General features: G+C 69.4%; 10 protein-coding genes and 1 pseudogene. 4 read left to right on the top strand and 7 right to left on the bottom strand.

Annotated features, from left to right (window positions below):
• Window positions 1–80 precede the first annotated feature (80 nt).
• Complete coding sequence (locus ABID77_RS14460; protein WP_429597045.1) at window positions 81–1,937, top strand: ABC transporter ATP-binding protein/permease; 1,857 nt, start codon at window positions 81–83, stop codon at window positions 1,935–1,937.
• Between the two features lie 152 nt (window positions 1,938–2,089).
• Here the strand turns inward: ABID77_RS14460 and ABID77_RS14465 are convergent, their stop codons facing one another.
• Both ABID77_RS14465 and ABID77_RS14470 read right to left on the bottom strand, forming a co-directional pair.
• Window positions 2,090–2,806: an MgtC/SapB family protein gene (locus ABID77_RS14465; RefSeq protein ID WP_429597048.1), complete on the bottom strand. Its 717-nt coding sequence runs from the start codon at window positions 2,804–2,806 to the stop codon at window positions 2,090–2,092.
• A 42-nt stretch (window positions 2,807–2,848) separates the two neighbouring features.
• Window positions 2,849–3,340 (bottom strand): acyl-CoA thioesterase, encoded by a 492-nt coding sequence (locus ABID77_RS14470; protein ID WP_429597050.1) that lies wholly within the window; start codon window positions 3,338–3,340, stop codon window positions 2,849–2,851.
• A gap of 96 nt (window positions 3,341–3,436) precedes the next feature.
• Between ABID77_RS14470 and ABID77_RS14475 the strand changes: the two genes are divergently transcribed.
• On the top strand, window positions 3,437–4,327 hold the full coding sequence (locus ABID77_RS14475; RefSeq protein WP_429597053.1) for a LysR substrate-binding domain-containing protein: 891 nt from the start codon (window positions 3,437–3,439) through the stop codon (window positions 4,325–4,327).
• Between the two features lie 46 nt (window positions 4,328–4,373).
• Here ABID77_RS14475 and ABID77_RS14480 read toward each other — a convergent pair whose 3' ends face one another.
• The 5 genes and pseudogenes from ABID77_RS14480 to ABID77_RS14500 form a co-directional block, all read right to left on the bottom strand.
• Complete coding sequence (locus ABID77_RS14480; RefSeq protein ID WP_429597056.1) at window positions 4,374–6,038, bottom strand: ShlB/FhaC/HecB family hemolysin secretion/activation protein; 1,665 nt, start codon at window positions 6,036–6,038, stop codon at window positions 4,374–4,376.
• 38 nt (window positions 6,039–6,076) lie between these two features.
• The gene (locus ABID77_RS14485; protein ID WP_429597059.1) at window positions 6,077–9,883 is read right to left on the bottom strand and encodes a YDG domain-containing protein; all 3,807 of its coding nucleotides are present in this window, start codon (window positions 9,881–9,883) and stop codon (window positions 6,077–6,079) included.
• 172 nt (window positions 9,884–10,055) lie between these two features.
• Entirely contained in the window at window positions 10,056–13,766 is a 3,711-nt protein-coding gene (locus ABID77_RS14490) for an autotransporter domain-containing protein (RefSeq protein WP_429597337.1), read from the bottom strand.
• A gap of 48 nt (window positions 13,767–13,814) precedes the next feature.
• Window positions 13,815–15,101: pseudogene (locus ABID77_RS14495) on the bottom strand (hypothetical protein); the annotation flags it as partial.
• Window positions 15,102–15,548: 447 nt separating this feature from the next.
• Entirely contained in the window at window positions 15,549–21,203 is a 5,655-nt protein-coding gene (locus tag ABID77_RS14500) for an autotransporter domain-containing protein (protein ID WP_429597061.1), read from the bottom strand.
• Between the two features lie 955 nt (window positions 21,204–22,158).
• Here ABID77_RS14500 and ABID77_RS14505 point away from each other — a divergent pair.
• Both ABID77_RS14505 and ABID77_RS14510 read left to right on the top strand, forming a co-directional pair.
• Entirely contained in the window at window positions 22,159–23,820 is a 1,662-nt protein-coding gene (locus ABID77_RS14505; RefSeq protein ID WP_429597064.1) for an L-lactate permease, read from the top strand.
• A gap of 34 nt (window positions 23,821–23,854) precedes the next feature.
• A complete protein-coding gene (locus ABID77_RS14510) occupies window positions 23,855–25,006 on the top strand; it encodes an alpha-hydroxy acid oxidase (protein WP_429597067.1) in 1,152 nt (383 codons plus the stop codon).
• Window positions 25,007–25,533: the final 527 nt, after the last annotated feature.

The following is a 25,533-nucleotide window of genomic DNA, read 5'->3' on the forward strand; positions in this document are numbered from 1 at the left end:
TTCGTCCGACACGGGGCAGGGAGAGGGGCCGTCCAGAATCCGGCTGCCCGATCTCCCGCCCTTCCTTCCCCACGCGCCCCGTGTCCGACCTCCCACCCCGATCCTCCCGAGTCCGCCGCAAGCGCGGGGCGCCGACGCTGTCGATGACCGCCTGGCGGCAGTTCCTGGCCGTCGCCAAGCCGTACTGGCAGGGCGACCAGAAGAAGCGGGCCTGGTCGCTGATCGCGCTTCTGGTGGCGCTCATGCTGCTGGAGACCCAGCTGGCGGTGATGCTCAACGACAAGACCGGCGAGCTGACCTCGGCCCTGGCCGGACGCGAGGCCGACCGCTTCTGGAGCGCGGTGCGCGCCTGCCTGGCGGTGCTGGCCTTCGCGGTGCCGGTCTACGCGTTCTACTACTACATGCGCGACGCCTTCTCCAACGGCTGGCGGCGCTGGCTGACGGCGCGCTTCCTCGACGGCTACCTCGGCAGCCGCCGCTACTACGAGATCGGCGCCAGCGGCGACGTCGACAACCCCGACCAGCGCATCAGCGAGGACATCAACACCTTCACCGGGCGCTCGATCCACTTCATGCTGATCTTCATCGGCTCGCTGATGCAGCTGGTGGCCTTCAGCGCCGTGCTGTGGTCGATCTCGCACGTGCTGGTGGGCTTCCTGGTGCTGTACGCGCTGGCGGGCACGGTGGGCGCGCTCTACCTGTTCGGCGCGCCGTTGATCCGGCTGAACTTCTGGCAGCTGCGGCGCGAGGCGGACTTCCGCTTCGGCCTGATCCGCCTGCGCGAGAACGCCGAGTCGATCGCCTTCTACCGCGGCGAGTCGCAGGAACGCACCGAGATCGACGCCCGCTTCGGGCAAGTGTTCGTCAACTACGCGCGGCTGATCAAGAAGCAGCGCTCGCTCAACCTGTTCCAGCGTGCCTTCAGCCAGCTCACGCTGGTGCTGCCGAGCATCATCCTGGCCAACGACGTGCTCTCCGGCGAGCTGGAGGTCGGTCGCGCGGTGCAGGCGGCCGGCGCCTTCGCGGCGGTGCTGGGCGCGGTCTCGCTGATCGTCGACAACTTCGAGAGCCTGAGCCGCTTCGTCGCCGGCATCGACCGGCTGCACACGCTGTCCCAGCGCGTCTTCGGCGGGCCGGTGCCGCACACCGGCGACGTGGCGAAGCCGACCGCGTCGAGCGCCAAGGCGGCGCGGCGGCAGATCGTCCCCGGCGCCGAGAACGTCGCCGTCGAGGGCGCCACGGCGCCCGACGCGCCGGGACCGCGCATCCAGGTCGAGATCGGCGACCAGCTCACGCTGGCGGCGCTGACGCTCTACACGCCGCAGTTCGGCCGCCTGCTGGTGCAGGACCTCAGCCTGTCGCTGGCGCCGGGCGACGGCCTGCTCATCACCGGGCCGAGCGGCTGCGGCAAGAGTTCGCTGCTGCGCGCCATCGCCGGGCTGTGGCGCACCGGCAGCGGCACGGTGCGCCATCCGCCGCCGCAGGACGTGTTCTTCCTGCCGCAGCGGCCCTACATGCAGACGGGCTCGCTGCGCAGCCAGCTGCTCTATCCCGGCGGCGGCGACACGCCCCCCGACGACGAGCGGCTGCTGGAAATCCTCGACGAGGTGCAGATGCCGGAACTGGCCCGACGCGTCGGTGGCCTGGACGCATCGCACGACTGGGAGAAACTGCTGTCGATGGGCGAGCAGCAGCGCCTGGCCTTCGCCCGCGTGATGGTGCGCCAGCCCCGGCTGGTGATCCTGGACGAGGCCACCAGCGCGCTCGACAGCGCCAACGAGGCCGTGCTCTACCGGCGCCTGCGCGACGCTGGCACGACCGTCATCAGCATCGCCCACCGCCCGGCGGTGCTGCGCTACCACTCCCACGTGCTGCGCCTGAAGGGCGGCGGCGCCTGGGAGCTCCTGCGCGCCGAGGACTACACCTTCGACGACTGAAGGAGTTTTGCGCTTCCGTCGGTCGCGGCCTGCGGGACTGCCGCGGCCTCAGGCCAGGAACACCGTGGAACCGGCTTCGCCGGGCCACTGGTGTTGCCCCCTGAAAGGGGGTTGGCGAAGCGACACGAAGTGCGCGAAGACTGGGGGTTGGGTCAGTTCTCTGCCCGGGCGTTCCAGAAGGCTTGCAGGACGCCGGGGTGGCGCTCCAGTTGCGCGACGACCCGGTCGAGTTCGTCGGCGTCGACGGCGGTGGCGTAGAGGGTGGCCTCGATCTCGGTGTCGGTCTGGCCGAAGGCATGCTGGTCGAGGTCGCGCACCGGGTAGCTGGCCGCTTCCAGCAGTTCGGCCAGCCGGTCCTGCGCGGCGGCCTGGACGTCGCGTCGGCACACGACGTAGACCGCGTAGGTGGCCTCGGCCCGTTCCTCGTCGACCGGGCGGCGGTTGATGCGGTTGACCACGGGGCGCAGCAGCGTGTTGCTCGCCAGCACGAACAGCGCGGCGATGGCGGCCTCGCCGATCAGGTCGGCGCCGGCGCAGGCGCCCACCGCCGCCGAGCCCCACAGCGTGGCGGCCGTGTTCAGGCCGGTGACGTTGGCGCCTTCCTTCATGATCGCCCCGGCGCCCAGGAAGCCGATGCCCGAGACCACGTAGGCCGCCACGTGGACGGCGCCGTCGTGGCCGTGCAGGCGGTTGGCCATGTCGACGAAGACGGCCGCGCCCACGGCCACCAGCGTGTTGGTGCGCAGCCCGGCGGTGCGCTGGCGCACCTGGCGCTCGAAGCCGATCAGGCCGCCGAGCACGAAGGCCGTCGCGACGCTCACGAAGGTGTCGAGCAGGGACGCCGGGTTCAGGTTCTGGAGGGCTTGCAAGAAAGGACTCCGGGAAGGCTGGTCGTCGAGAAAGCAGGCGGATCAGGGGAGGGTCGGCGGCAGGGCGCGCGCGGCGCCGCCGGACGGGATGCCGCCGGCCGTGATCCGGCCGGCTTCGAGGTGTGCCCGTGCGCGCTGGGCCAACGCCATCTCGCCCGGCGTGGCCGGCGCGAAGGCGTCCACGGGCACGGGGCGCCCCTGCGCGTCGAGCGCGACGAAGACGATCAGGCACTCGGTGGCGGTCTGCATCTCGCCCCCGGTCAGGTCGCCGCTGCGCACCTCGACCGCGATGTTCATGCCGGTCTCGCCGGTGTAGGCCAGGTGGGCCTCGACCTCGACCAGGCTGCCGGCGTGGACGGGGCGCTGGAAGCGCACGCTGCCGATGAAGACCGCCACGCAGGGACGTTGCGCCCAGTTCGTGGCGCACGCGCAGCCGGCCTCGTCGATCCAGCGCAGGACGGTGCCGCCGGGAATCCTGCCGCCGGTGTGGGGAGGACCGGCTTCGGCCAGGAAACGCAAGGTGAGGGAGGACATGGGGGACGCTCGCGAATCGACAGCGGTGGGACGTCGATTATCCCGGCGCGCCGTGACGGTGGCGCGGCCACAATGGCCTGTTTCAGCCACCTTCCGATGACCCCGCCCCGCATTCCGCCCATCGCCGGCCTGCTCGCCTTCGAGGCGCTGGCGCGCCTGCGCAGCGTCACGCAGGCGGCCGAGGCGCTGAACGTCACCCCCAGCGCGGTGAGCCACCGCATCCGCCAGCTGGAGACGCAGCTGGGCTTCAAGGTCTTCGCGCGCGGCGACTTCAGCCTGAGCACCGACGGCGCGGCCTACCTGGTGCGGGTGCGCGAGGCGCTCTCGGCCCTGCAGCAGGTGCCGGGCCGGGCGCAGTCCTCGCACCTGCCGCCGGTGGCGCGGTTGCGCGTGGCGGTCACGCCGACCTTCTCGCGCCAGCTGCTGCTGCCGCGCCTGGCGCTGTTCCGCCATGCCTTTCCCGACATCGAGCTGATCCTGCAGGTGACCATTCCCGTCCACCACGTGACGGCGGAGGAGGCCGACATCGAACTGCGCTTCGGCACCGGCCCGTTCGCCGATCGCGAGTCGATGCACCTGCTCTCCGACGAGGTCTGCCCGGTGTGCAGCCCCGACTACCTGCACGAGGTCGGCCCGCTCGACGGCTTCGCGGACGACGAGACGGTGGCGCGGGCCCACCTCATCCGTTCGCCGCTGGAGCCGTGGCGCACCTGGTTCCACGCCACCGGCCTCACGCGGCCCGAACCCGTTTCCGGCGCGCAGTTCAACGACCTGGGGCTGGTGCTCGACGCGGCCGTGGCCGGCTTCGGCGTCGCGCTGATGCGGCTGCGCCTGGGGCAGGCCTGGCTCGACAGCGGCCGGCTGGTGCGGCTCTCGCGCGCGAGCGTGCGCTCGCCGCACGACTACTTCCTGTGCTGGCGGCCGGGCACGCTGGAGCGCTGGGAGTGCGCCGCCTTCGTGGACTGGCTGCGGCAGGCGCTGCGCTGACGGCGACGTCGCGGTCGGACGTCCACCGGGACGCGCCCGTCGAGGCTCAGAAGCCGACCGACAGCTGGCCGAGCACCCGGTGCTTCGACACGGGCTCCGACACGGCGTCGCCGCCGTGGGTGCGTGCGATCCACTGCAGGCTCAGGGTCGCGGTGCGCCAGCGGGCCGCGATCCCCAGGCCGGCGTCGCCGAGGCTGCGTTCGCGCGCGATGCCGGCCATGGCGTGGCGATTGCGGGCCCGGCCTTCGTCCACGAAGATGCTCGGCGCGATGCTCACGGCGTCGTTCAGCCGGAACGAGCGACTCAGCGCGAAACGCACCACCGCGCCCGAATCGCCGAGCAGTTCGCCGGGCGCATAGGCGGCCACCCCGTCCGAGCCGCTGACGGCCAGCTTCTGACTGCCGTCCAGGCTCTTCCCTGAGAGGGTCGCCTGTGCCCGCAGTCGCATGTCCAGCTGAACTTCGTACGGCAGCATCCGGCGATGCTCCGCATGCAGTCCGAGCTTCGAGAAGGAGCCGTGCGAATCGGCGCCGGTCGCATCGGCGGCCCGGGCGGTCGCATCGCGGATGTCGAGGCTGCCGAGTGTCAGCAGCGCGCCGGCCTGCGTCGCCGTCTTCGAGCCGATGCCGGCGTATTCCAGGCCCCCGGTGACCGTGGCGACCGATTTCGGCAGGCGCACGCCGGTGCTGCGGATCTCGTCCACCAGACCGGTGTAGGAGCCGCCCCCGCTGGCCGTGAGGCGGTCGGTCCCGGTCAGGACGATCGGGTACGTCAACTGACCCGACACGCTCTCGGCATGTCCGACGGCGCCGAGCGACGAATAGATGTTTCCGAGGCTGTAGGTCGTGCGCGAAAGCGCGAACTCGCCGCGCAGGCCGCTCGGCGTCAGGAGGCGCCCGTACCCCAGCCTGCCGCTGGCGAGTCCCGCGTGGCCGGTGATCAAGGCGGCGATGTCCAGGCGATCGCCGTTGCCGCCGACGCCGTCCCACGCGCCCGCGAGGCTCAGGCGGTTCCTGCCCGTGTAGACGCTGCCGTAGTTGTCCACGACGGCGGCACCGACGAACTCCGGCGTGGGTTCGGTCGCCACGTCGAAGTCGGAGGTGCCGACCCGGGCTCCCGGACTCACCGACACCCGCGTGACATGCACGCCGGGCGTGTCGTTGAGCACGAGCATGGCGCGTTCGAGCGTGTCCAGCGACACGATGTCGCGCTCCCTGGCCGTCTCGAGGATCGCCTGCGCCGTCTCCTTCTTCAGACGACCCCGATGGTCGAGGTTGAAGTCGCCGTAACGGCCCTCGATCACCCGGATGCGCACCTGCCCGTCGACGATCTCCTGGGCCGGCACGTAGGCACGGGCGACGAAATAGCCCGCGTCCCGGTAGCGCCGCGTGATGCGCGTGGCCACGTCGTCGAGCTGCGCGATGGTGAGTTCCCTGCCCTCGGCGTCCCGCACCAGCGGGTGCAGCTGCGCCTGCGTGTAGACGTCGTTCCCGGTGAACTGGAAGCCGCGGACGGCGATGCGCGGGAGGTTGCCCGGCAGCACGCTCAGCGGCCCTTCGTCGGCGGGCTTTCCTTCGATCCGGGGCAACGGCGTGGCCTTCGACGGCAGCTCCGCGGCCGGGCTCGCCTGCTGCAGCACTTCGCCGATGCCCGGGGGCGACGCCGCCGCTGCGTGGAGGGTCGCGCCGAGGAGCAGCGCGAACGTGGACATTTCGAGCAGATTGTTTTTCATCTTTTGATGCGGGTTGTTCAACGGGTCGAGGTGGCGCTGGCGAAGAACCTCTGCGCCACGCCCTTGGGCAGGCGGACACCGCCGTCGAGGATGGAGACGAACCGGGCGTCGGCGACGGGCACGGTCAGGGGCGTCTCCGAAGGCACCTGGGCGATGGAGCGGACTTCGTCGAGATCGATGCTGCGGTCGACCGATCCGGTGGGCGTCGCGTAGACGAACACGGCTTGCGAGCCCGGACCGGCCGCTTCGCCGGCACCGGAGGCCGATGGAATCGACGCGATGCGCAGCATGGCGATGCCCTCGGCGCGCAAGGCTTGCGGCACCTGCACCGCCCGCGCGATCGCGCCGTCGTCCGGGACCGGGCCGGCCACGATCGTGGCCGGGAACGTCCCGGGCACCGGGGCGACCGCCGAAGGGGGCGGTTCCACCACGACGGTGGGCGAGGGCGGGAGGATGTCGACGGTCGTCGTGACCGTGTCGCTGGCCAGCACGTAGTTGCCGGCGTCCGGGCCCGACAGGGCGAGTCCCGTGACCGTCACCGTCCGGCCGGGGCCGGGACTGCCGTCGGCCACCGTGGCCTCCCTGCGGCCGACCGCCACCACGTCGCCGCCGATCGGATCGCCGCCAAGCGCGACCTCGACGTTCCGGCCGTTGGTCAGGTGCTGGCTGGCAGCGCTGGCGCTCACGTTCAACGTGGCGGGCGTCACGGTCGTGGTGGTGTTCGCCGAGGTGCCGGCCAGGACGTAGTTGCCGGCGTCCGCGCCGCTCAGGGAAATGCCCGAGACCGTGACGGCCTTGCCGGTGCCGACGTTCTTGTCGGCCATCAGCGCCGAGCCCTGGCCGAGCGTGAGCTGGTCGCCCGCGATGGCGTTGCTCGAGAGCGTGACCACGGCGTTGCGCGTGCCGTCGTAGACCTGGATGCCGCCGGCGGCGGTGACGACCAGCGTGGCCGGGGTCACGGTCGTGGTGGCGCCGACGAAGGTGATGAGGTAGCCCTGCTGGTCGGACCAGACGCCCGTGGGCGTGGCGGTGTAGGTGCCGACGTTCCTGCCGACGCCGGCGAGCGTCGGCGTGCCGAACAGGTGCGACGGGTCCACCGGGGTCGAGTAGAAGACGGTGCCGGCGTCGGCTCGACCGTCGTAGACCTTCGTCGGCGCGATGGCGGCCGAGACGGTCAGCGGCCTCATGAAGGTGCGCAGCAGCGGGGCGGTATGGCCCTCGTACATCGCCCAGTCGTTCGTGAAGTCCCAGCCCAGCGCGGCGTAGCTGGCCTTGCTCGTCATCTGCGCGCTGGTCAGTCCGATGCCCGAGGGCTGCGTGACCGTGAAGCCGTAGGTCGGGTCGACGGTCGTGTCGTAGTGGAAGCCCACCGGACCGAGCGAGCCCGCCACGTCGGCGTTGTAGGGGATGTTGACCGCGCTTTGAGAATTCTTCGATGCCGCGCTGTCGTAATAGCCGAAGTCCGCCCCGAGCACCGCACCCACGGCATAGCCGGTTCCGTTGTAATAGGCGTTCGGGTCGTTCGCCCAGATGGTGTTGACCTTGCTGGTCGTGTAGCTGTTGGTGATTTGGCCGGTGTTCCAACCGATCAAGCCCCCGACCGAGCCACTGGAGGACGTGCCTGCGGTATTCACGGTTCCGGCGGCGTAACCGTGATCGATGCTTGCCCTGTTCGTGCCTACCAATCCTCCGATGCCGCTGGTCTGACCGGTGACGGTGGCCGTGGAGTAGACATGGTCGATGCCGGTGCTCGATCCGTAATTCTCGGCTTGGCCCGCGAGGCCACCGACGGACTGGTATCCAGCGACCGAGCCGGTGGAGTATGCGTTCGAGAGACTGCCCGCCAGGGAGCCGATCAAGCCACCCACGCTGGCGAATTGCGAGCCATTGATGGTCGCGTCGACGACGGCATTGGCAAATGCGTTGCTGATTCGGGCCGGGCCCTGTGCCGCATTGACTTCGCCGACAAGCCCCCCGATCCCGCTCTTGAGGCCGATATTGCCGTTGGTCGAGGAGACCGAGACATTGCCTGTCGCGTACACGTTGCGCATTTCGCCGACGTTCTGGCCTGCGAGCAATCCGATGTAACCCACGGCATAGGCCCCGCCGTCGATGTTGATCACGCCATTCGTCGCGCCCACGTTGCGAACGATGCCCGACGTACTTCCGAACAGACCTCGATACAGCACGTTCGCGGTGGCTGCGAAGGTGATGTCCATCTTGTCGACCGTGTGGCCGAGCCCATCGAACACACCGGCGAATCTTGCTGAAGAGGTCGAGCCGATGGGAGTCCAATTGATCCCGCTCAGATCGATGGACGAACCCAGCGCGTAATTGCCCGACAACCCGCTCCGCACGGCCTGCAGGCCGCTCGCGCTGTCGATGACCGTGAAGGGCGTCAGCACGCCGTTGACGTTCATCTGCAGCACCCCCGTGCCGCTGAAATCCAGCCGGCCGAGGAAGCCGTTGGGCCCGAGGCCGAAGTTCACCGCGTTGCTGGCCGCCTTCAGGTTCAGCCCCGCCGAACCGGTGGCCGTCATCACGGCATTGACGTTGATGTCGTTCGACGCCTCCAGCGTGAGCGTGTGGGCGCTCCAGTTGACGGCGTCGTCGACGTTCACGTTGCCGGCCCCGGAGGCCGAGCCCGCGCTCGACTGCAGCGTCACGTTGTTGGTGGCGAGCAGCCGGGTCAGCGTCGCGCCGGTCATGTCGCCGCCGCTCGCGGCCACGGTGAAGTCGGTCGGGTCGACCAGCCAGGTGCCCGTGCGGCCATCGGCCGCGGTCGTGTTGATGGCCGCGCCATCGGCCACGGCGACCTTGGCGCCCGAGGTCTCGACGAAACCGCCGTCGCCATGCGTCGGCGCCGAGGCGTCGAGCGTTCCGTCGACCTCGACGCCACCGCCCTGGCCGAGCAGGAAGATGCGGCCCGCACGGTTCTCCACGGTGCGGCTCTGAATCGTGCCGGTGTTGTTGACCACCGTGCTCATCAGCGCGTCGGCCGTGCCCGCGGTGAGCTTGACGAGGCCGCCGTCGGCCACGATGAGCTGGCGGTTGGCCACCATGGCGTCGAACGTCGGCCGATCGATCGCGACGTCGACGAGCGAGGTGCCGTTGAAGTTGAGCGTCACCCGGTCGCCGGCGGCCATGGCGATGGTGCCCATGCGCGCGAGCAACGTGCCGTCGTTGCGCACCTTCTGGCCGATGAGCGCGATGTAGCCGCCTTCCCCGGCCGCGATGCGGCCTTCGTTGGTCACGAGACCGCGCCGGGCGCCCAGCGAGAAGGTCGAGCCGCCCGCCATGAAGTCGGCATTGGGGATGTCGAGCGTGCTGGCCACCAGGCCCCCCACGTCGACCACCGCGTTCCTGCCGAAGAGGACGCCGTTGGGGTTGACCAGGAACACCTGGCCGTTGGCCTTCAGGGCGCCGTCGATGACGGAGCTTTCATTGCCGACGACCCGGTTGAGGGTGACCGAGCCGGCATCGGGCTGGACGAAATGGACCGCCGCGCTCCTGCCGACGTCGAAGCTGTCCCACTGGATGACGGCGCGCTGTGACGTCTGGCCGACCGTCAGCGTGTTGCCGCTCGTGGCGATGTGGGCGTTGCCCGCCTGCACGACGCCGCCCGTGGGCAGCTGCGTGGCCGAGGGACCGGCGTGCGCGCCGTGCGCCAGGGCCAGGGCGAGGGCCAATGGCGTCAGGCGGCATGCCAGGAGTCGGGCACCGCCGATGCTGGCGCCGGCGCGGCCGGTGTCGGAGGCGGTTTCAGGGGCGGCGACGAAGGTGCCGAGAGACGCGTTCCAGAGACTGCGGAAGGTGCGGTTCATAGGGGGTCCTCAAGACGGAAAGTGAGGGAAAAGGACGAGGAGTGGAGAGGAAGGCGGACGGCGCCCAGACGAGGCGCTGCGCGCGTCCGCAGGCGTGTCACCGGCCGTGCCACCCCGCGCGTTGCCTGCCGATGGCTGGCGTCGCGCAGGGGGAGCCCGGAGACCCCGGGCTTCAGAACTTCAGAGCGAGGCTGGCCCTGATGCCGTGGTCGGAGAAGCCCGGGCCGATCTGCCCGGCGTAGGCCAAGCCCAGGGTGAGCGTGGGGGTGAGGGCTGCGCTCACGTTGGCCTCGAGGGCCGCGACGTTGCGCGCGAGCGGCACGCCCTGGACGACGAAGCCGGCCGCGCCGGTGCCGCCGGCGAAGCCGTTCGCGCTCGAGGGCGTGGTGCCCCCGAGCACGCCGCGCCAGCCCAGCAGTGCGCTGGCCACCACCGGCACGCCGCCGATGTCCAGCGTGGCGGCCGAGCGCAGGCCGAGGGTGGCGAAGCCCACCCGGGTCGAGCCCTTCGCCACGCCCAGCGCGGCCGCGCCACCGCGCTCCTGCGTGCCGGACGTCCGCAGGTCGACCCAGGCCAGGCTCGCGAAGGGCTCCAGCGCCGCCGGCGCCAGCCCCAGCTCCGCGCCCATGCGGTAGCCCACGTCGCCGTAGAGCTGGGTCGAGCGGGCGCGGTAGTCCGCCGAGAGCTGGTCGGCGAAGCCCTCCAGGCCCACCGAGCGGCTCGTCGAGAGCTTGTGCCAGGCCTCGTTGACGCCGTAGCTCGCACGCGTGCGGTCCCACTGGGTGGCGCCGTACAGGCCCAGGCCGTAGGTGTCGACGGTGGCCGAGCCACGGCTCTCCTGGAGCGTGATGCGGGAGCGCCCGTAGCCCCCGACGATGCCCAGGCGGGTGTCGGCGGAGACGGCCGCGTCGGTGCCCGCGAACAGCCCGCCGATGTCGCGCTGGAGGCCCGCGGCGTTGCCGTCGCCGTCGTAGCGACCCGAGGCGCCGTAGGCGTGCGCCCAGACCGACTCGCCGCTGTCCTTGCGGTCCTCGCCGCCGCTGGCGTGTACCTGCCGCCGGGTGGCCTCGCGCACGAAGCGGCTGTCCTCCAGGAACACGGTCCGGACCGAGGCATGGAGCTCGCCCGAGAGCTGGTCGAACGCCCGGCGGGCGTCCGCGTCCGTGCGCAGCGAGCCGATCGCCGTGGGCAGGCCCTTGACCAGGGGCAGGCCCTGCACGCCGCGGGCCGCGGCCGTCTGGTTGATCGTGGCGGCCGCGGCCGCGAGCGGGCGCACCTGCACGGTGTCGAGGTAGACGTGGTTGGCGTCGTACGTCGCGCCCAGCGCGTAGAACGCCGAGACGTCGGTCTCGCCGGTCAGGGTGTAGGTGCCCTTGACGCCGCCCGCGGCGCTCAGGACGGTGTAGCGCGTGCCGGGGGTGTAGCCGCCCGTGCCGTATTTGGCCACGTGGATGACGGCGCCGCCGTCGAGCGTGGCGGTGCCGCCCACGGCGATCCGGTCGGAGACGGTGCTGCCGGGGACCAGCTCGGCGGCGTAGGTGGCGCCGGCAGCCTGGTGGTAGTCGCCGGCCACGCTCAGGGTGCCCGGGCTGTTGCCCGGGGCCACGGTGGCGCCGCTCTGGGCGCGCACGCTGCCCACCGTGCCCGCGCCCGAGAGCGTGGCGCCGGACTGCACCGTCACGGCGGAGCCGGAGAGCGAGCCGTTGACGGCCAGGCGCCCGGCGGCGACGGAGGTGGCGCCGGTGAAGCCCGAGGAGTCGCCCGTGACGTTGAGCAGGCCCGCGCCGGTCTTGGTCAGGGCGCCGGTGCCGGCCATGACGTTGGCGAAGGCGGCGTCGGCGGGCTGGTCGAGCACCAGGGCACCGTTGTTCTGGATCGCGCCCGAGCCGAAGCTGGTGGCCGAGCCCTTGAGGGTGGTGGTGCCGGTGATCGAGGTGCCGCCGGTGTAGGTGTTGCCCGAGGCCAGGGTGGTGGTGCCGGAGAGGGCCTGGACGCGGCCCGTGCCGTCGATGGTGGGGGCGAAGCTGTAGTCCTGGGCAGTGTGGTTGAGGACGAGGGCACCGTCGCCCTGGCCGAACACGATGTTCTTCGCGTCGATGGTGCCGGGGGCGGCGGCGGCGCTGGCGGCGTCGGCGCCGATGTTGAGCGTGCCGATCGAGCCGGTGGTGACGGCCACGGAGACGGTGCCCGCGCGCAGCGTGGCCGCGTCGGTGACGGTGAGGCTGGCGGTGCCGCCGTTCGGCTTCGACGGGTCGGACAGGTCGTTCCTGCCGAGGAACACGTCGCCGGTGGTGAGCGACGAGCCCGCGCCGGCCAGCACCGCGGTGCCGGTGGCGCCCGCGTTGCTGCCCAGGGAGGTGGTCGCGCTGGTGACCTGCGCGCCGTTGGTGATGTCCAGCGCGCCGTTGCCGGACGGGCCGACCTGCAGGGCGCCCGCGACGGCGAACGCCGAGGACGCTCCGGTGACGGCAAGGCTGCCGCTGCCGCCCGCGTTCGCGCCGACCTGGGCATCGAGGGCGACGGACGCCTGGGCACCGCCGTCCACCGTCATCGTGCCGGTCCCGCTTGACCCCACCTGCAGCCCGCCCGCGGTGACGGTCCTGGAGCCGGCCCCGGTCACGTTGAGTTGTCCTTGTGAGCCCCCGACGTCGGCGACGACGAGGTCCTGCTGCACCGTCAATCCACCGCCATCGGCGATGCTCAGCACGCCGTGGCCCGAACCTCCGATCCGCAGCGATCCGGTGGTCGTCAGGCTGGAGGTCGCCCCGCCGATTTGCACGGTGCCGGTTCCCGGGGCGTCCGCGCCGACGACCGCCGAGGCGCCCACCGTGGCCTGCGCCCCGCCGGACACGCTCAACGACGCGTTGCCCTGCACACCCACCTGCAGCGTTCTCTGCACTTCCAGCGTCGAGCCCGCGCTGTCGACCGTCACGGTGCCCACGCCTCCGGCCGCCTGCCCGATGGACGTGGACTGCGCATCGGCCTGGGCACCGCCGAGGACGGAGAGCTTGCCGGTGCCCGCGTTGCCGACCACCAGGCTGCCGGCCGCACCGAGTGTGGAGCCGGCTCCGGTCACGGTCACATCACCGACGCTCGCGCTGTTGTTGGCAACGACGATGTTTTGCAACGCACTCGCCGAGCCACCGCCGGAGACGACCATGGAGCCATGGCCCGATTCGCCGACGTGGATATCGACATCGGCCCTCAGCCGGGAACGAAGGCCATCGCTCCGGCCGTCCACCCGCACGGTGCCGGTGCCGCCTTGGCGCTCGCCGACGTAGACATTGCCGGTTTCGGCACCCGCACCGGCGAGGACGGACAACGTGCCGAGGCCTTTTCCACCGACCACCAGATCGCGGTGCGCGGAAATCCTCGAACCGGCAGCGCTGACCGTGACATCGCCCTTCCCCTCGGCTTGGTTGCCGATCAGCATGTCGACCGTGTTCAGTTTGCCGCCATTGCTCACGGTCATCCTGCCCGTGCCCGAATCGCCGACGTTGATCGCTCCCGTGAGGACGTCGAACGTCGCCGAGCGGGTGACGGTGAGGGTGCCATCGGCACCTGCATACAAGCCGACATAGGCATCGCGGTCGACGGAGACCTTCGCGCCGTCGGTCACCGTCATCGAGCCGGTGGCGACCGACCCCACCTGAAGGTCGCCGCCCGTGGTCAGGCTGGAACCGGCGTCGGTCACCGTCAGAGTGCCTGTGCCTCCGGTGCGGTCGCCGACGAAAATGGATTCCCCCGCACTCGCCTGGCCACCGTTGGAGACCACCATGGAGCCATTGCCCGAGTCGCCTAGCACGACCTGTCCTTTGACCTTCAGCGTGGAACCGATGCCATCGACCAGCACGGTACCCGAGCCGTTTTGGTACTGGCCCATGTAGAGGTCACCGTACGATCCGGCGTCAACGCCGGTCACGACACGCGCGCCATTCTGGATGGACAACTTGCCGGTGCCCGTGTCACCGACTTTGATGTCCCCGGCCAGGGACATGGTCGAGCCGGCTCCGGTGACCGTCACGGCACCTGAGCCACTTTGGTCCTCGCCAATGTAGAGGTCCCCGTACGATGTGGCAGCAATTCCGGTCGCGACGCTCGCGCCATCCTGAATGGACAACGTGCCACTGCCCGTTTCACCGACGACGATGTCCCCGGCCACGGACATGGTCGAGCTGGCTCCAGTGACAGTGACCGTGCCGTTGCTGGTGGCAGCTTCGCCGACGTGTACCTTGCCGGTCGTCGTGAACTTCGCACCCCTGGCCACCGTCAACTCCCCGATGCCCGTACTACCGACAAGCAATTCGCCCGTGGTCATCCGGGTGCCGTTGTCGGAGAGCGTCACCGTCCCCTTACCGATCGCATCTCCGCCGAGTAGGGTCGGGCCGCTGACGCTGAATGTTCCTCCATTGGACACGTCGATCGAACCGGTACCAGATTTCCCGACTTGCAACAACGCGCCCGCGCTTACGCTAGAGCCCGTGCCACTGATCTTCATCGCTCCCGCAGAGTTCGCGAAAACGCCGATGATCGTGTCGGTTTCGATCGTGGCCTGAGCGCCATTGGAAACCGTCACTGTTCCAGACCCCGAAGTGCCGACCTGCAATTGCGACTTCGTTTTCAATGCGGACCCCGTTCCATCCAAGCTCAGAATGCCTTGCGACCCCTTGTTGATCCCGACGGCGACCGCTCCGTTGGCTGTGATCGAAGCCCCTTGAAGGATCGACACATTGCCTTTTCCCGAAAGGCCCACCTGGAGTTGACTGCCGAGCGACAACTTGCCGGACGCGGATTGAACGGTCAGCACGCCCTGCGAGCCCACCGGATTGCCGAGCGCGACGACCAACGCCGTGCCCGTTCCCGTCAACAGCGTCGATTGCGGTGAGGAGGCGTTGATGTAGACGAAATCGCTGGAACCCGGTGCTACGCTGCCATTGCGAGATGACCAATTGCCGCCTGTGAGCCAATCGTTGCTAGAGCTACCATTCCAGGTGACCGTGGCCGCATTGGCCGTGGGTGCCATGACGACGATGGCCGTCAGTGCCAGACCGACGATCGTGGGGCGCAGTCGGAAGTCGGGCGTCGCGGCCGTGCGGTTGCGGGGGTTCTGTGCCTTCGATGTCGTGCCGGCTCGGCGTGCGTGTCGATTCATGGTGTCCAACGGGTGAGTTGATCCGTCCCGCATGCCGACCGAAGCGCTGTCGTGGTCCGCTTCCATGGGCGATGAGGGGCGCGAAGATGCGTGCGCGAGCGGGGGGAGGTGCCATGCGGTCGTCGCCGCATCGCGTCTTCCGAAAGCGCCGATTCGGTCGACTTGGCGCCGACCGCGACAGGACACTTTTGCTCACAAAAGAATTCTTGGTGAGTTCGTGTCCCAGCAATCCGAACATTTCTGAACGGCGTTGCGCCATGGCGTCGTGTCAGGCTCCCTTGCGATCGAGGAATGCGTTTTTCAGAGGTGTGCGCGGGTCGTGGCGATCGATGTCGACCTGTCGTGGCGCGAGCAACCTTCCGGGTTGCTTGCCGGTGCGCCGCTTGGATGCCATGCGAGCCGCTGCGGAACGGCGCGCTCACACAGAGATGTCACCCGTGGTCGCGCGGTGCATGCGCTCGGATCGATGCGATGCGATGCGGCAGACCACAGCGCATCGGATCCGAGCGAGGGTCAGAACTTCAGCGAGAGGCTGGCCCTGATGCCGTGGTCGGAGAAGCCCGGGCCGATCTGCCCGGCGTAGGCCAGGCCCAGGGTGAGCGTGGGGGTGAGGGCTGCGCTCACGTTGGCCTCGAGGGCCGCGACGTTGCGCGCGAGCGGCACGCCCTGGACGACGAAGCCGGCCGCGCCGGTGCCGCCGGCGAAGCCGTTCGCGCTCGAGGGCGTGGTGCCCCCGAGCACGCCGCGCCAGCCCAGCAGTGCGCTGGCCACCACCGGCACGCCGCCGATGTCCAGCGTGGCGGCCGAGCGCAGGCCGAGGGTGGCGAAGCCCACCCGGGTCGAGCCCTTCGCCACGCCCAGCGCGGCCGCGCCACCGCGCTCCTGCGCGCCGGACGTCCGCAGGTCGACCCAGGCCAGGCTCGCGAAGGGCTCCAGCGCCGCCGGCGCCAGCCCCAGCTCCGCGCCCATGCGGTAGCCCACGTCGCCGTAGAGCTGGGTCGAGCGGGCGCGGTAGTCCGCCGAGAGCTGGTCGGCGAAGCCCTCCAGGCCCACCGAGCGACTCGTCGAGAGCTTGTGCCAGGCCTCGTTGACGCCGTAGCTCGCACGCGCGCGGTCCCACTGGGTGGCGCCGTACAGGCCCAGGCCGTAGGTGTCGACGGTGGCCGAGCCACGGCTCTCCTGGAGCGTGATGCGGGAGCGCCCGTAGCCCCCGACGATGCCCAGGCGGGTGTCGGCGGAGACGGCCGCGTCGGTGCCCGCGAACAGCCCGCCGATGTCGCGCTGGAGGCCCGCGGCGTTGCCGTCGCCGTCGTAGCGACCCGAGGCGCCGTAGGCGTGCGCCCAGACCGACTCGCCGCTGTCCTTGCGGCTGTCGACGCCGGTGCCGGTGCTGGCGCCATTGCCGTTGCCGTTGCCGCTGGCGTACACCTGCCGCGTGGTGGCATCGCGCATGAAGCGGCTGTCCTGCAGGAGCACCGTCCGGGTCGAGGCGTGAAGTTCGCCCGAGAGCTGGTCGTAGGCGCGCTGGGCTTGCGCGCCCGTGCGCAGCGCGAGGACCTTGGTGCGCAAGGCGTCGCTGTCGGCCAGCTTCTGCAGGCCGCTGGCGGCCGCGGTCTCGTTCGGGGTCTTGGCGAAGTCCGCGAAGGTGTGCGACTGCGTGTAGTCGAGGTAGACGTGGTTGGCGTCGTACGTCGCGCCCAGGCTGAAGAAGGCCGAGGCGGCCGTGTCGCCGGTCAGGGTGTAGGTGCCCTTGACGCCGCCCAGCGAGGTGAGGACGGTGTAGCGCGCGCCGGATCGATAACTGCCCGTGCCGTACTTCGACACGTTGAGGATGGCGCCACTGTCGAGGGTCGTCACGCCACTGACGGCGATCTGGTCGGAGACGGTGCTGCCGGGGACCACCTCGGCGGCGTAGGTGGCGCCGGCAGCTTGGTGGTAGTCGCCGGCCACGCTCAGGGTGCCCGGGCTGTTGCCCGGGGCCACGGTGGCGCCGCTCTGGGCGCGCGCGCTGCCCACCGTGCCCGCGCCCGAGAGCGTGGCGCCGGACTGCACCGTCACGGCGGAGCCGGAGAGCGAGCCGTTGACGGCCAGGCGCCCGGCGGCGACGGTGGTGGCACCGGTGAAGCCCGAGGAGTCGCCCGTGACGTTGAGCAGGCCCGCGCCGGTCTTGGTGAGGGAGCCGGTGCCGGCCATGACGTTGGCGAAGGCGGCGTCCGACGCTTGGTCGATCACCAGGGCGGCGTCGTTGCGGATGGCGCCGGTGCCGAAGCTGGTGGCCGAGCCCTTGAGGGTGGTGGTGGCGCCGGTGATCGAGGTGCCGCCGGCGTAGGTGCTGCCAGAGGCCAGGGAGGTGGTACCGGAGAGGGCCTGGACGCGGCCCGTGCCGTCGATGGTGGGGGCGAAGGCGAGGTCCTGGGCAGTGTGGTTGAGGACGAGGGCACCGTCGCCCTGGCCGAACACGATGTTCTTCGCGTCGATCGTGCCGGGGGTGGCGGCGGCGCTGCTGGCGCCGGCGCCGATGTTGAGCAGTGCGGCCGAGCCCGTGCTGGTGGCCACGGAGACGGTGCCCGCGTGCAGCGTGGCCGCGTCGGTGACAGTGAAGCTCGACAGGCCACCGGTCGTGCTCGCGGGGTCGGACTGGTCGTTCCTGCCGAGGAACACGTCGCCGGTGGTCAGGGCCGAGCCCGCACCGGCGAGCACCACGACGCCCACGCTGCCCGCGTTGCTGCCGAGCGTGGTGGTCGCGCTGGTGGCCTGCGCGCCGTTGGAGACGCTCAGGACGCCGCGCCCGGACGTCCCCACGTCCAGCGCCTGGCTCACCGCCAGCGTCGAGCCCGCACCGTCGACGCCCACGTAGCCTAGGCCGGCGGCGGCCGAGCCGATCTGCAGGGCTGCCGAGCCGAGCTGGCCGCCCTGGTCGACCAGCGCGACGCCCAGACCCGCCTGACCCACGGAGGTCGTGCCCGCGACCGCGAGGTTCGACAAGGCCCCCGTCACCTTGACGGTACCGTCACCCTTGGCGTTCGTGCCGAGGGTGGCGTTGCCGCCGATGGTGCCTCGGGCGCCGTCGGCCACGCTCAACGTGCCCACACCGGACTCGCCCACGGTGACGGCGCTCGCGACACCGAGCGTGGAGCCCGCCCCGGTCACGCGCACGCTGCCCTGGGCGCCGGTCTGGGCGCCGATGACCGTCGAGACCGCGGTCGACTTCACGTTCAAGGCGCCGCCTCCGGCCACCTCGACGGTGCCGGTGCCCGCATCGGCGACCGTCAGGTCGTCGAGCGTCAGCTGCGATCCCGCGCCGGCCACCTTCACGGTCCCGGTGCTGCCGGTTCCCTGGCCGATGGACGTGGATTGCGCGTCGGCCTTGGCGCCGTTGGAAACGGACAACGTGCCGACGCCCAGTTCACCGACGGTCAGCTGCCCGGACACCGAGAGCTTCGATCCGGCACCATCGACCGTGACGCTGCCGTCGCCACTGACTGTCTTGTTGGTGGCGTTGTCGAAGTAGGAATAGGTGCCGACCGACAGGCTGCCCGTGGTCAGGGCGCCGCCATCGCTCACGATCGCCTGGCCCTTGCCGTAGAAGCCGACATAGGTGTCGCTCCGGACCTTCACGGCCGACGCGGTCACGCCCGCTGCCGGCGATGCGCCGGTGACGGTGAGGGTGCCCACCCCGGTGGCGAGGTAGCCCGCGACCAGCGTTTCGCTCTCCAGGGTGCCGCCGCCCTGCACGACCACGGTGGCCGTGCCGGCTTCGCCAATGCCGATCGTGCCGCCCACGCTCAGCTTCGACCCCGCGCCGCCGACCGTCAGCGTGCCGATGGAGCCCGCCTCCTGGCCCATCTCCACGTACGTGTTGACGGAGGCCTGCCCGCCGTCGGATACCGTCAAGGTGCCCGTGCCGGATTGCCCCACGGTGACGTTGCTCACGATGTCGAGCTTGGAGCCGGCACCGGTCACGCTCACGCTGCCCTGGCTGCTGGCCTGGGCGCCGATGACCGGCGTGAGCTCGGTCGGCTTCACGCTCATGGCGCCGCCCCCGGAGACCTCGACGGTGCCGGTGCCCGCATCGCCGACCATCAGGTTGATGAGCGTCAGCTGCGACCCCGCGCCAGCCACCTTCACGGCCCCGGTGCTGCCGGCCGCCTTGCCGACGGCCATAGATGACGCATCGGCCTTGGCGCCATTGGAGACCGACAACGCGCCGACGCCCTCGTCACCAACGGTCAGTTGCGAGGAGACCGAGAGCTTCGAGCCGGCACCGTCGACCGCGACGCTGCCGTTGCCGATGATGGAATCGTTGGTGGCGTTGTTGACATAGGCATTGGTCCCCACCGACAGGCTGCCCGTGGTCAGGGCGCCGCCCTCGCTCACGATCGCCCGGCCCTTGCCGTAGAGCCCGACATAGGTCGTGCCCTGGACATTCATGGTCGAGGCGGTGGCACCCGGCACCGGCGATGCACCGGTGATGGTCAGGGTGCCATCGGAGCCGTTACCCGCGCCGACGAATGCAGCGTCGCTGACAGAGACCTGCGCACCTTTGGCCACCTGCATCGAGCCAGTGCCGCCTGACCCCACGACGAGGACCCCGATCTCGACCTTGGAATCGGCGTCGGTCACATCCAATCGTCCTTTGCCGTTCTTGTCGGTGCCGATGTAGATGGTCTTCGCAAGCACCTTGCCGCCGTCAGCGACGGCCATCGTGCCTTCCCCCAAAGTGCCGATCAACACTGCGTTGGACGTCAACTGGGAGCCTGTGCCAGTCACCGCGACGTCGCCTGTGCTGCCTTCGTTCCTGCCGATCCACAGTTCGCCGCTGGTCAGCGCGCCGCCATCGCTCACGGTCACCTTGCCCGCGCCGTAGTTGCCCACCTGGATTTGTTCGTCCGCACTGACCTTGGAGCCGGTGCCGGTCACGGTCAATCCACCGGTGCCTTGGGGGTTTTCAGGGTTGTTGGCAAGGACGATGTCCTTCTTGGCACTCACCCGGCCACCGCCGGAGACGGTCATGGCGCCGTTGCCCATGTCGCCGACGTAGATCGATCGGCTGGCCGTCAGCGTGGACGTCAAGCCGTCGAAGGCGCCATCCACCCGCACGGTGCCGGTGCTTCCGGTGCTCTGGCCGACCGATGCATTGAGCGCGCTGGCTTGCGCACCATTGAGGACGGACAACTCACCCACGCCGGTGCTGCCGACGATCATGCTGCGCGATACCGCCAGCGTGGATCCAGCGCCATCGACCGTGACACTGCCTTTGCCGTCGCGGGTCGAGCCCATCCACATGTCGAGCGTGTTCAAGGCACCGCCATCGCTTATGGTCGCCTTGCCCGTGCTCGAAGGCCCGACGACGGTCGCGAGGCCGACATCGACGCTCGACGACGGACCGGTGATGGCGAGGGTGCCGTCGGAACCCGCGTTCGTGCCGACGTACAACCTGCTGCCGGCCGAGGCGTGGCCACCCTCCGTCACATTCATCGATCCGATGCCGTTGTTTCCTACGTAGATTTCTCGCGCCGCCGTGAGTTTGGAGCCAACGCCGGTCACGGTCAGGTTCCCGACGCTCTTGGTACCGTCGGCGGCGATGCCGTTGCCCACGACGACGTTGAATTCGGCACTCGCCAAGCCACCGCCGGAGACGGTCATGGAGCCGCTGCCCATGTCGCCGACATAGATCGACTGCTTGGCCGCCAGCGTGGACCTCGCAGGTGGGTCGTCGCTTGCGCCATCCACCCGCAAGATGCCTGAGCTGTCTTTGCTTTGGCCGACATAGACATTCTTGGCATTGGCGATCCCGCCCGCGAGGACGGACAACGTGCCGGTGCCCGCTTTGCCCACCACCAGATTGTCCGACGCGGCAATCGCCGATCCGGAATCGGTCACTGTCACGTCGCCCTTGCCTGTGGGCTGGTTGCCGATCAGCACGTCGACCGTGGTCAGCGTGCCGCCGTCGCCGAAGGTCGCCGTGCCCGTGCCCGCATCGCCGATGCTGGTCGTTCCAGCGAGGACCTCGAGAGACGACCCCAGCCCTTTGACGGCGAGGGTGTTATTGGAGCCGTCATTCAGGCCAACAGAGGCGTTCTTGCCGACGGAGACTTTCGCGGCTTCGATCACCGACAGAGATCCGCTGCCGCTCGATCCCACCTGAAGGTCGTTGCCGATCGTCAACTTTCCGGTCGAGGATTGAACAGTCAATATGCCTTGTCCCGAACTCCCCGAACTGCCAATCGTGACGGACGACGCCACGCCCGCGCCCGCGAGTTCCGTTGGTACTGGGAAAGTTAAAGAGTTAATGAAGACGGCATCACCAGAACCCGGTACCGAGCCAGAGCTCCAATTGCCGCCCGAAAGCCAATCTTTGCTGCTGCGACCCTGCCAGGTGAGCTCTGCCGCGTGGACCGAGGGCACCGTCGCGGCCATGGCCATCAGTGCCAGACCGACGATCGTGGGGCGCAGTCGGAAGTCGGGCGTCGCGGCCGTGCGGTTGCGGTGGTTCTGTGCCTTCGATGTCGTGCCGGCTCGGCGTGCGTGTCGATTCATGGTGTCCAACGGGTGAGTTGATCCGTCCCGCATGCCGACCGAAGCGCTGTCGTGGTCCGCTTCCATGGGCGATGAGGGGCGTGAAGATGCGTGCGCGAGCGGGGGGAGGTGCCATGCGGTCGTCGCCGCATCGCGTCTTCCGAAAGCGCCGATTCGGTCGACTTGGCGCCGACCGCGACAGGACACTTTTGCTCACAAAAGAATTCTTGGTGAGGTCGGTTCCCAGCAATCCGAACATTTCTGAACGACGTTGCGCCATGGCGTCGTGTCAGGCTCCCTTGCGATTGAGGGAAGGCGTTTTTCAGATTTGGGCGCGGGTCGTGGCGACCGGACATCGGCGCGTCACGTCGCCGGTTCCTCCCGGTTTGCTTCCCGGGGCGCCGCGCGATCCGCTGCGGCGGGGCGCGTTCACACAGGGATATCACCGGCCCGGCACCGCCTCGGGCCCGTGAAAATCCTTCACGCCGCGCGGCACCGAAATTCACGGTACGCGTGCGTGGTTTTCCTACAGTCGCTGGCGTGCTCGCGGCGCGCGGCCCGTGATCGGGCTTTTCCTCAATAACAACCTTCGGAGACGACGCACATGGCCTGGCAGCAGATATACGACCCGTTCGGCAACATGATCATCTCGACCGCGCTGGCGGCGATTCCGGTGATCGTGATGCTCGGCGCCCTCGGGTTCTTCCACATCAAGGCCCACATCGCCGCCGGGATGGGGCTGGTGGCGGCGCTGATCGTGGCCGTCTTCGCCTACGGCATGCCGGTGGACATGGCCGGCCGGGCGGCGCTGCTGGGCGGCTTCACGGGACTGCTGCCGATCGGCTGGATCGTGCTGAACATCATCTTCCTGCACCAGCTGACCGAGCAGAACGGCAGCTTCAAGGTGCTGCAGGACTCGCTCTCGGGCATCACCGAGGACCGGCGCATCCAGCTGCTGCTCATCGCCTTCTGCTTCGGCGCCTTCTTCGAGGGCGCGGCGGGCTTCGGCACGCCGGTGGCGGTCACGGCGGCGATCCTGATCGGGCTGGGCTTCTCGCCGCTGGCGGCCTCGGGCCTGTCGCTGATCGCCAACACGGCGCCGGTGGCCTTCGGCGCGCTGGGCACGCCGGTGATCACGCTGGCGCAGGTGCACGGCTACGACCTGCAGCAGGTGACGGCCATGATCGGCCGCCAGCTGCCGTTCTTCTCGCTGCTGGTGCCGTTCTGGCTGATCTGGGCCTTCGCCGGCTGGAAGGGCATGAAGGAGATCTGGCCGGCCATCCTGGTGGCCGGCGCAACGTTCGCGATCCCGCAGTACTTGGTGTCGAACTTCATGGGACCGGAGCTGGTGGACATCATCGCGGCCCTCGTCTCGATGGTGTGCCTGGTCGGCTTCCTGCGCGTGTGGCAGCCGAAGCAGGTCTGGACCTCGCCGGCCCTGCGCGGGCGCGACATCAGCGCCTCGGAAGCCAAGCCGCCGCAGCCGGTGGTGCGCCACTCGCGCGAGGCGCTGATCGCCGCCTGGACGCCCTGGGCCATCCTGTCGGTGTTCGTGTTCGTCTGGGGCCTGCCGCCGGTGAAGGCCTGGCTCAACGGCATCTTCGCGCCGAAGTTCCCGATGGCCGGCCTGCACAATCTGGTCATGAAGGTGCCGCCGGTGGTGCCCACGCCGCATCCGGAATCGGCCATCTACACGCTCAACCTGCTCTCGGCCACCGGCACCGGCATCCTGCTGGCGGCGCTCGTGAGCGCGCTGATCATGAAGTACAAGCCCTTCGAGATCCTGCGCACCTTCTTCCGGACGGTGTGGCTGGTGAAGTTCTCGCTCCTGACCATCGTGCTGATGCTGGCGCTGGGCACCCTGACGCGCTTCTCCGGCACCGACACCACACTGGGCCTGGCCTTCGCCAACACCGGCGTGCTCTACCCGTTCTTCGGCACGCTCATGGGCTGGATCGGCGTCGCGCTGACGGGCTCGGACACGGCGTCCAACGTGCTCTTCGGCGGCATGCAGAAGGTCGCGGCCGAGCAGCTGGGCCTGTCGCCCAACCTGATGGGCGCGGCCAACAGTTCCGGCGGCGTGATGGGCAAGATGATCGACGCCCAGTCCATCGTCGTGGCCTCCACCGCCACGCGCTGGTTCAACCACGAGGGCGACATCCTGCGCTACGTGTTCTTCCACTCGATCGCCCTGGCCTGCCTGGTCGGCCTCTACGTGACGATGCAGGCCTACGTCTGGCCGTTCACCCTGATGGTCGTGAAATGACCGGGCACCGTCCACCGAAAGCACCTTCCTTCCCATGACCGTCATCACCACCATCGAGGACCTGCGCGTCCTCGCCGAGCGCCGCGTGCCGCGCATGTTCTACGACTACGCCGACTCCGGCTCGTGGACCGAGGGCACCTACCGCGCCAACACGGACGACTTCAAGAAGATCAAGCTGCGCCAGCGCGTGGCCGTGAACATGGAAGGCCGCTCCCTGGCCACCACCATGGTCGGCCAGGCCACCAAGATGCCCGTGGCCATCGCGCCGGTGGGCCTCACCGGCATGCAGCACGCCGACGGCGAGATCCACGCGGCGCGCGCGGCGGAGAAGTTCGGCATCCCGTTCACGCTCTCGACGATGAGCATCTGCTCGATCGAGGACATCGCCGAGCACACCACGGCGCCGTTCTGGTTCCAGCTCTACATGATGCGCGACCGCGAGGCCATGGCCCGCATGATCGAGCGCGCCCGCGTCGCGAAGTGCAGCGCGCTGGTGCTCACGCTCGACCTGCAGGTGATCGGCCAGCGCCACAAGGACCTGAAGAACGGCCTGACCGCGCCGCCACGTCCCACGTTGCGCAACATGATCAACCTGGCGACCAAGCCCGGCTGGTGCCTGGGCATGCTGGGCACGAAGCGCCGCACCTTCCGCAACCTGGTCGGCCACGTCAAGGGCGTGAGCGACATGCATTCGCTCTCGGCCTGGACCAACGAGCAGTTCGACCCGACCCTGTCCTGGGCGGACGTCGAATGGGTGAAGAAGCAGTGGGGCGGCCGGCTGATCCTCAAGGGGATCATGGTGCCGGAGGACGCCCAGCTGGCCGTGGACGCCGGCGCCGACGCCATCGTGGTGAGCAACCACGGCGGGCGCCAGCTCGACGGCGCGCCCTCGAGCATCGAGGCGCTGCCGCCGATCGTCGACGCGGTGGGCGCGAAGACCGAGGTCTGGATGGACGGCGGCATCCGCAGCGGCCAGGACGTGCTCAAGGCCTGGGCCCTGGGCGCGCGCGGTACCCTGATCGGCCGCGCCATGGCCTACGGCCTGGGCGCGATGGGCGAGGCCGGCGTGACCAAGGCGCTGCAGCTCATCCACAAGGAGCTGGACGTGACGATGGCCTTCTGCGGGCACGTCGACATCCGCAACGTCGACAAGTCGATCCTGCTGGCGGGGACGTATCCGGTCTGAGGCAGGGCTTGTCCGGAGTCGCGACACCCTTTTCCATGTGTCGGCCAGCATTCTGCAGGTGCGCTGTCGTGCCACCTGTCCGAATTTCTACGCAATCATCACAGCGCCATCGCGGGTGCGCTTGATGATTGCGACAACCTGTTCGCGATGCATCTTGGCATCGCAGCATGAACTTTGTTAAGAAAGCAAGCTGAAAAAACCGATCGCTTCTCTTTACGATTTGAAAAAATCGGGAGGATTGAATCGATGCAAAACTGGAGATGGGTATTTTTTTGCGCTTTGATTTTCTTTGGTGATAGTCGAGCTGGAGAAGCGAGGACTTGGGAGCCCTTTGGATTCGTCACCCGAGAAGACCAGATACTGAATATATTCTGGAGTTCGCTCAGGCCATTGGGTGCGCAAAGTTTCTCCTCGACCCCGCAAGGTGCGTGTGCTGTCTATAGTTCGCCGTCGAGGCGGTACTGTGCACCGACTGGAGTGTCGAACAGCGGATTCACGGGGCTTGGATGGTGCACGGAAAATTCACG

This window comes from Variovorax sp. PvP013 (assembly GCF_050435945.1).
In the GTDB taxonomy this organism is placed as follows: Bacteria; Pseudomonadota; Gammaproteobacteria; order Burkholderiales; family Burkholderiaceae_C; genus Variovorax.